Genomic DNA, 6,677 nt, shown 5'->3' with positions numbered 1-6,677 from the left:
TTAGGAAATTTTCAATTGGACATCCCGAGATTCTTCAACATCACGGAAAGTGCGCACCGAATCCACAATCCGTTCACGCCAGACAAGTTCGTTACTCTTGGCGAGGCGCTGCGCCTGACGCCGGGGGTGTACGTTCTTGATCTTGGTAGCGGTTCGGGCGAGATGCTATGTACTTGGGCGCGCGACCACGGCATTGTCGGCACTGGCATCGACATGAGTCCGTTGTTCACCGCACAGGCTAAACAGCGCGCCGAAGAACTCGGTGTTACTCATCAAGTTAATTTCATTCACAACGATGCAGCCGGCTACATCTCTGACAAAAAAGCTGATGTGGCGGCTTGCGTCGGTGCCACCTGGATTGGTGGAGGTGTCGCTGGCACTATCCAGCTTCTGGCTAAAAGCTTGCGTACTGGCGGACTCATTCTGATTGGCGAGCCTTACTGGCGGCAGTTGCCGCCAACGGAAGATATTACCAAAAAATGTTTTGCCAACTCAATTTCCGACTTTCTTATTCTTCCAGAGCTTCTCGCATCCTTCGGCAAGCTTGGTTACGACGTTGTTGAAATGGTTCTAGCCAATCAAGATGGTTGGGACAGATACGAAGCGGCCAAGTGGCTTACGATGCGCCGATGGCTTGAGGAAAATCCCGACGATGAGTTGGCGGATGAGATCCGTTCTAAACTTAGTACAGAGCCTGAACGCCACGCTGCCTACACACGGGAGTATTTGGGTTGGGGCGTGTTCGCACTCATGCCAAGAATCAGCCTCAAAAAAGCCTAACAATTCATTTAAGCCGAAGCCGCTTCGCAGTGCGGCTTAATTCAGGCGTTCACAAAACGACCAATAAGGAGCGTCTCTATGGCCGACAAGAAAGTCATCTTCGTTGCCTTCGCAATCGAGGACGCACGCATCCGCGACATGATCAAGGGGCAGTCTTTGCATACCGACTCACCCTTCGAGTACATCGACATGTCGGTCAAAGAAGCCTACGACGAAGAGTGGAAGAAGAAGGTGCGGACCCGCATTCTTCGGTCCGATGGGGTCCTCGTCATCGTCAGCAAGAACTCTCTCAACTCCAGCGGGCAGAAGTGGGAGATTCAATGCGCCAAGGACGAGAAGAAGAAAATTCGCGGTATCTGGGCCTACAAAGAGGATCGTATCGACCTCGCCGGTGTGAATACGATGGTCTGGACTTGGCCCAACATCGCTACCTGGATTGATAGCCTCTAATGCGCAAAGCACTCGTAGTCGGTATCGACCACTACACCAACGTTTCACCCCTCTATGGTTGCGTGAACGATTCGTTCGCGGTGAAGGCCATGCTTGATCGGCACGCCGATGGGTCGGTGAATTTCGGTGTGAAGCATCTAACCGCTACTGGACCAAGCGATCCGGTTGGGCGAAATGAGCTTCGACAAGCAATCGAAAGCCTCTTCGCTGGCGATGGTGAGGTTTCGCTCTTCTACTTTGCCGGGCATGGACACATCGAAGCGACGGGCGGTTACCTTTGCTCTTCCGACGTGAAGACCGGAAACGACGGCGTGCCATTGGCCGAGATCATGACGATGGCCAACCAATCGAAGATTCAGAACCGCGTGATCATTCTCGATAGCTGTCATAGCGGCGTCGTAGGAGGAAGCGCGTTGCAGCAGAAGGTAGCCGAGATCAGCGACGGAGTGACCATCCTCACCGCCTCAACTGCGGAACAGTATGCGACCGAGGAAGATGGGGCTGGTGTCTTTACCAGCTTGTTAGTCGATGCGCTTGGCGGTGCTGCCGCAAACCTCGTCGGAGATGTGACGCCAGGCGGTGTCTATGCACATGTAGACCAGTCGCTCGGACCATGGGCGCAGCGGCCTGTTTTTAAGACCAACGTCAAACGTTTCGTTTCCTTGCGGAAAGTGCAACCTCCCTTGGAACTTGCGGAACTTCGCCGGATTTCAGAGTTTTTCCCGGCCCCTGGATTTCAGTTCCAACTTGATCCGACGTATGAGCCAGAACGGCATGAAACTTGGGCCACAGACCCCCAAGGCATTCCAGCTCCAGACCCTGATCACAACGCGATCTTCAAACTCCTACAGAAGTACAACCGCGTAGGACTTGTCGTGCCCGAAGGTGCTCCGCACATGTGGCATGCCGCCATGGAGAGCAAAACCATCCGCCTCACGGCTCTCGGCGAGCACTATCGGCGGCTCGCGGCAAAGAATCTGATATAGGGATGCCCCGTTGGATGGAATGGAGCGGTGTGAGATGGGCAGAAAAGAAACCGAGGAAGCGATTGCAGATTGCCGCGCCGGCCGCGTGACGTGGTTCGGCTCGGTCGCCGAGCTGCTGGCCGATCTGAACGCCGACGACACGCCGGACATTCAACAAGGCAGCACGAACGTCTATGCCGACCTGGGCTACTCCGGGGCCGACGAAATGCAGGCCAAGGCCACGCTCGTAACCAAGATCGGCCAGGCCATCAAGGCGCTGCAGTTGTCGAACGACCAGGCGGCAACGGCTCTTGGATTGACGCCGGCCGAGCTGAACGAGCTGCTGGCCGGCCGCTTCCGGGCACACTCGGTCGATGACTTGGAAAGCTTGACGGCGCTGCTCGATGAGGCCGGCCGATGACTAACCCGAAGAACTTGGAAGCCTGGCGGCATGAGAAGGCCGGCCCGGCCCATGACGCATTGAAGGCCGACCCGACCCGCGCCGCGTCTGACCGGGTGCGCTACACGCTCGATGAGCTGCTGGCCCAATTCGACCCTTCGGTCGAGTTGACCACGCAGGAACGGGAGTGGCTGGATGCGCCTGCGGTCGGCCGTGAAGTGCTGACGCCCTTCGATCCGGCCGAACACCTGACCAATGCCGAAGCTGTGGCTGCAGTCCTGGCCGATGCGGAAGCCACCGGCGACCTGGCCTATATCGAGCACGCCCGCGAAGTTGCGACACGTGCGCGGACCATGCACGGCATCAAATAACGAAGCTGGCCAGCATCGCTATTTCTGGCGGTGCTGCAGGTGGATCTCATCGCCGGAAATGACGATGCGAGATCCACGCCAAGGGGAAGGCACAGGGCGGCCGTCATCGCTCGAACTGGCGATGCTCGAGCACGCCGGCGCGCATCGTCGAAAACTGCGATGCAGGCCAGAAAACGACAAGGGCGGCCACTGGCCGCCCTTGCTGTTCCTGGTGGAGCCTACGCGGCGAGTGACTGCCGCACCGCATCCAGGGCCTGGCGGAAATCGTCCCGCGTGGCTCGGCCCGTCTCGGCTTGGTAGTACAGCACCATGAACATATTGGCGACGGCTTCTGCCATCGGTGAGAGCTGCCGCGCCGCTTCTTGGTCGATCCAGTCCAGGGCCGCAAGCTGCGCGGCCGCATGATGAACTGCCTGGGTTGCGATTGCATTGGTAGGATTCAAGGTTGCCATGATTCACCTCTGTGGTAGGTGGGTTGTGGAAGTGTCGGCCGGCCCCACGCCGGCCGGCGCGCCTTATCGCTGGCCGCTGCTGTAGAAGCCGGCGGCATCGGCCAGCGGCGTGTTCCTGTTGCTGCCGCTGTAGCTGTTGCCTGATGACCTAGCCGCCGGTCTGGTGGCCTCGATAGCAGACGCAGCAGGGCGATCAATGAAGGCCGCCACTTCCGCCACTGCATCAAGTTCGGTTGATTGATCGCCAGGCTGCTCAAACTCCACCGCCGGCCGCTGCACCTGGTCGAGCGCCAGGCAGTCGAAAAAGCCACTACGTTTCATGGTCACGCCTCCGGTTTACCGTGCTCGCGGTTGGCGAACGCGGCCACTTCATCATCAGGATCGGCAGCGGCCGAATCGGCCCCTGCCAGGTTGTTGCCACCGAATGTCGGCACCGCCTCGACAGCGCCGGCCTGGTCGCTCTCCGCGCTCGCCCTGATCGCCGCCGCGATCTTCCTGCCGGTGGTGTCGGCGATGCGCTCGGCGGCGGCGTCGCGGATGCTGACGGCCTTGGCCTTCGCAACCTCTCCGACGCCTTGCATCAGGTTCGCGCCGGCGTCGGCTGTCACGCGGCCCGCCGTGCCAAGCGCCGATGCGGCCGAGGCCAGCAAGCCGGGGCCGGTGCTGCCTGGTGCGGCCTGCTGGCCGCCTTGCTGGGCTTTCTTGCTGCCGGCTTCGTCGCCACCCTTCGAGCTGGAACCTCCACCCGATTTACCGGGCTGCTGCCCATTGCTTCCACCTGAGCCGCTGGCACCGCTGCCCGAGCTGCTGCCGAAACCGGCGGCCTGTGCAAGTGGTGTAGTGGTGCCCGCACCTGAGCTTGACCCGCCACCAAAGCCAGCAGCTTGCGCAAACGAGCCTGCATCGCTACCGGAGTCGGAGCCACCGCCGAGCATGGGCATTCCGCCCGATTCACCGCCTGCGCTAGACCCTGCTTTCTCGAACGCTGCCTTGATCGCCGACATGCCGCCGGCGGCCGAGGCCGCACCACCCATCACGGCCGCGCCAGCCACGCTTGCCGCACCGGCGGCCATGCTCGCCGCGCCCATAGCCGCACCAATGGCAGCACCTGCGCCGAAGTTGCCGATGCCACCCGCGCCGCCGATACCCGAGCCGGTGATGATGCCGGCGACCAGAGGGGGCACACGATTGACCAGCATGAGCAGCGCCACACAGAAAACCAGCATAACGCCCAGCTCTTCAAAGTTCAGCGTGCCGGTGTTCATCCTGGCGTAGAAGCTGGTAAGCAGATCATTCCCGATGCCGACCAGGAGCACCATCGTCATGATCTGCACGGCCACACCCAGCACGGTCTTGTAGTAGTTGATCGCCATGTCGGACGTCCAACGCGAGCCACCGAACCCCAGGAAAAAGATGCCCGCGTACATCAAAATCCAGCTCGACACGAGCAGCAGCAACATATTCACGGCAACGATGGTCAGCAGGATCAGGATGCCGAGGCTCAAGGCCACACCAATGACGCTATCGACAGGCGAGAAGGCCGACAGGTTGGCAAGGGCCTGTTTCAAGATCAGGAACCCCACATCCACGATGCCCGAGGGTGTCACCGAGGACACGCCAGAAGCCTGTTCCCCGAGCTGGCGCAGTGATCGAATGATCGAGCCGGCAAAGGTCGGGCCGTAGCGCAGCAGCCAGAGGAAGAAGCCGAAGAACAGGATGAACCTGATGAACTCGGCGAAGAACTCGCCAATGTCGGCCTTGCGCAGCGCCATGAAGCCGAACGTGATGACCAGCGAGATTGTGCCCAGCGTCCAGAACAAGAACATGGCCGCATTCATCACGGCGACCTGCCAGGAACTCGCCGCTGAGGCGAAGTCCGTCACTACCTGGTCAAGCATCCCCTGGTTGGTGAGCTGGGCCGATGCGGCGGTGGAGTAGAGCGCGAGGGCGACGCCGATCAGCGCCGCCTTGTGCAGTGCTTTCATGGTTTTGCCTCCTGCCCCTTCGGGGTCGTCTGGTCGATCAGCTCCAGCCAGTTCTTCGGGTCTTTGGTCGGTGCAATGCCGCCGCCGGTGAGCGAGCGGCGTGCGCACTTCCCGGCAAAGGCTTCTCGCGTCGCCTTGTCCTTGATCTCCATGATCCTGGGAAGCTGACAGTTGGCGTCGCTCACTTCGGGCATGACCGGCGCGGGTGGCTGCTTCTCGCAGCCAGCCAGCAAGGCCGCCATGAGGGCGGCGATCAGCAGCGTTTTTTGCATGGTGTCTGCCCCCCGATCAGCGGATCAGCTCAAGCCAATTTCTCGGGCTGGCTGTTTTGCCGATCCTGGATTCCGTCGCTGTCGCGTGCGCCGCCTGCTGCCGGGCCTCAAGATCAGCCTGGGCCTGCATCCTGGCGGTCGCGGCGTTCTGCTGCGCGATCAGCAGGCCGCGGATTTGCAGAAGCTGGTTTGCCTGGTTGGCGGCAAGCTGATTGGCGAAGCCGATGGCCTGCATCTGGCCGTTCGCACCCTGCGCGGCGGACTGGAGCCGTTCGAGCTGGCGAGCATCGGCGGTCAGGTTGCGCTGCTGTTGCTCCAGGCCCTTGAAAAGCGCGTCGTTCGCCTTCTTCTGGCTCTCGCTCGCCAGGCGGCGGTTTTGCTCCATCGCGGCGCGCTCGGCATCCGAGCACCCGGCAGCCGAGAAGCACGGCGAGCTGCGGTAATAGCTCACGTCCTGGAACTTGCCCAGGTAGGTGTCGAGACTGCCGAGCTGGTTCCTGTAGTAGTCCAGCGTGTTGACGGCATTCATCAACCCGTTGATGGTGGACTGCGCCTGATCCCAGATGTAGGCCGCTGGGGCCATCGTGTTTTGCAGCATGTTCTCGTACTGCTGCAATTGGGTCTGGTACTGCTCGATCTGCTTGAGCGTCTGCGCCACCGACTCGATGGCCGTCATGACGTTCTGCACCAGGTTGCCGCCGTCGATGACGGGGATGCCGGCCGAGGCCGGCGTGGTCACGATGACGCCAAGGAGGGAGGCGGCAAGCGCGGTTTTAGCCGCTAAAAAACGGACGTGTTTCATGGTCGAGTTCCTGGAATGTGATGAGCGGCTGCACTGCGCCTGCCGGCTGCCTGGTCGGCAACTGGCGGCGTTGGGCCATCACAGAGACAGCACGCCGTATCGCTGTCCCGGTACCCCGACCTGAGCGACACCGTAGCGCCCGGCCATTTCTGTTGAACATCGGTGTACGGGGGTGAAGCTCGCACTGCACCTCCCAGGTA

Annotated in this window: 10 protein-coding genes; 5 read left to right on the top strand and 5 right to left on the bottom strand. The window is 60.9% G+C overall.

The window, feature by feature from the left end; all coding sequences use genetic code 11:
- Window positions 1–15 precede the first annotated feature (15 nt).
- The 5 genes from ACYQ1H_RS07685 to ACYQ1H_RS07665 all read left to right on the top strand — a co-directional run bounded on the left by ACYQ1H_RS07685 (window position 16) and on the right by ACYQ1H_RS07665 (window position 2,966).
- The gene (locus tag ACYQ1H_RS07685) at window positions 16–780 is read left to right on the top strand and encodes an SAM-dependent methyltransferase (protein ID WP_460027460.1); all 765 of its coding nucleotides are present in this window, start codon (window positions 16–18) and stop codon (window positions 778–780) included.
- Window positions 781–858: 78 nt separating this feature from the next.
- Window positions 859–1,230, top strand: a complete 372-nt coding sequence (locus ACYQ1H_RS07680; protein ID WP_460027459.1) for a TIR domain-containing protein — start codon at window positions 859–861, stop codon at window positions 1,228–1,230.
- A complete protein-coding gene (locus ACYQ1H_RS07675; RefSeq protein WP_460027458.1) occupies window positions 1,230–2,216 on the top strand; it encodes a caspase family protein in 987 nt (328 codons plus the stop codon). The genes ACYQ1H_RS07680 and ACYQ1H_RS07675 overlap by 1 nt, the downstream gene beginning before the upstream one ends.
- Before the next feature lie 34 nt (window positions 2,217–2,250).
- Window positions 2,251–2,616, top strand: coding sequence for a helix-turn-helix domain-containing protein (locus ACYQ1H_RS07670; protein ID WP_460027457.1), 366 nt, complete (start codon window positions 2,251–2,253; stop codon window positions 2,614–2,616).
- Complete coding sequence (locus ACYQ1H_RS07665; RefSeq protein WP_460027456.1) at window positions 2,613–2,966, top strand: hypothetical protein; 354 nt, start codon at window positions 2,613–2,615, stop codon at window positions 2,964–2,966. The genes ACYQ1H_RS07670 and ACYQ1H_RS07665 overlap by 4 nt, the downstream gene beginning before the upstream one ends.
- Before the next feature lie 218 nt (window positions 2,967–3,184).
- Here ACYQ1H_RS07665 and ACYQ1H_RS07660 read toward each other — a convergent pair whose 3' ends face one another.
- From ACYQ1H_RS07660 to trbJ, 5 genes are all read right to left on the bottom strand, one after another.
- Window positions 3,185–3,418, bottom strand: a complete 234-nt coding sequence (locus ACYQ1H_RS07660) for a type I toxin-antitoxin system ptaRNA1 family toxin (RefSeq protein ID WP_104561779.1) — start codon at window positions 3,416–3,418, stop codon at window positions 3,185–3,187.
- Between the two features lie 63 nt (window positions 3,419–3,481).
- Complete coding sequence (locus tag ACYQ1H_RS07655) at window positions 3,482–3,739, bottom strand: hypothetical protein (protein WP_460027455.1); 258 nt, start codon at window positions 3,737–3,739, stop codon at window positions 3,482–3,484.
- A gap of 2 nt (window positions 3,740–3,741) precedes the next feature.
- Window positions 3,742–5,403, bottom strand: a complete 1,662-nt coding sequence (gene trbL, locus ACYQ1H_RS07650) for a P-type conjugative transfer protein TrbL (protein WP_460027454.1) — start codon at window positions 5,401–5,403, stop codon at window positions 3,742–3,744.
- The gene (gene trbK, locus ACYQ1H_RS07645; RefSeq protein WP_050714673.1) at window positions 5,400–5,675 is read right to left on the bottom strand and encodes an entry exclusion lipoprotein TrbK; all 276 of its coding nucleotides are present in this window, start codon (window positions 5,673–5,675) and stop codon (window positions 5,400–5,402) included. Before trbK ends, trbL begins: the two co-directional genes overlap by 4 nt.
- Window positions 5,676–5,691: 16 nt before the next feature.
- Complete coding sequence (gene trbJ / locus ACYQ1H_RS07640) at window positions 5,692–6,477, bottom strand: P-type conjugative transfer protein TrbJ (RefSeq protein ID WP_017997821.1); 786 nt, start codon at window positions 6,475–6,477, stop codon at window positions 5,692–5,694.
- Window positions 6,478–6,677 lie beyond the last annotated feature (200 nt).

Source organism: Methyloparacoccus murrellii, from assembly GCF_054657115.1.
This window is presented reverse-complemented; position numbering and strand designations above follow the sequence as displayed.